This is a genomic window from Roseobacter sp. EG26, from assembly GCF_049830555.1.
Classification (GTDB): domain Bacteria; phylum Pseudomonadota; class Alphaproteobacteria; order Rhodobacterales; family Rhodobacteraceae; genus Roseobacter.
This window is the reverse complement of record NZ_JBNBLH010000046.1, coordinates 1-1,009: the sequence shown is the minus strand read 5'-3', so window position 1 is coordinate 1,009 and position 1,009 is coordinate 1. Positions and strand designations below refer to the sequence as shown.

Here is a 1,009-nt window from a genome sequence, read left to right as displayed (position 1 = left end):
GAACTCGGCCATGACGTTCGGCTCATGCCAGCAGCCTATGTCAAACCGTACGTGAAGCGCGGCAAGACTGACGCGGCAGATGCCGAGGCGATTTGTGAAGCTGTGCGTCGACCAACCATGCGCTTTGTCGAGATCAAGTCCGAAGACCAGCAGGCGGTTCTTGCAATCCATCGAGCGCGGGATCTGGTCGTCAGACAGCGCACTCAGGTCGTGAACATGATCCGAAGCATACTCCGTGAGTTCGGTCACATCCTGCCAACGGGCATTGAGGCTGTGTCCAAGTTTGCCCGGGACCACGGCACTGAAGAGCAGTTGGAAATGCCCGAGATCGCGGACGGCATTCTCGGTGTGATGTGCCATCAGCTGAATGGTCTCAATGCGCGTATCGACGGGCTGAGCAAATTGATCGAGCAGCACGCATGGCTAGATGCAGATGCACGGCGGTTGATGCGCATACCAGGGGTCGGACCAATTACGGCCTCGGCCATTGTCGCCACCATTGGCGATGCGAAACAGTTCGAAACCGGGCGCGATCTGGCGGCATGGCTGGGCCTTACGCCGCTGAACAAATCCAGCGGCGGCAAAGAACGTCTTGGGCGGATCACAAAGAAGGGCGACAGGTACATCCGAAAACTGCTGATTGTCGGGATGACATCGCGAGCGCTCATGGCCAGGAACAAACCTGAGAAGGCTGACATCTGGACCGAGAAATTACTCGACCAGAAACCCTTCAGGCTCGCCACCGTCGCAATGGCCAACAAATCCGCCCGGATCATCTGGGCAATTCTCACCAAGGGAGAAGAATATCGGCAGCCGATCGCTTGATCCTGCCAAGAGATGCAAGACGTTTGATGTGATGATGCGAAACGAAGTCAACCAAGAGTAAGGACACTCCGACCAAGGTCGCGGCCTACGACGTCGATTAGCCGATAGGAACCTTACTTGCGGAACTCATCAGGGCCAGTGGCAACCGCCACGCAAACAGGCCGGACACACGACTGTACTGACA

Annotated in this window: 1 protein-coding gene; it reads left to right on the top strand. The window is 56.9% G+C overall.

From position 1 onward, the window contains the following. Positions 1–825: IS110 family transposase (locus tag ACOTTU_RS24910; RefSeq protein ID WP_425662221.1), on the top strand; the 825-nt coding region annotated here is incomplete at its 5' end. Positions 826–1,009 lie beyond the last annotated feature (184 nt).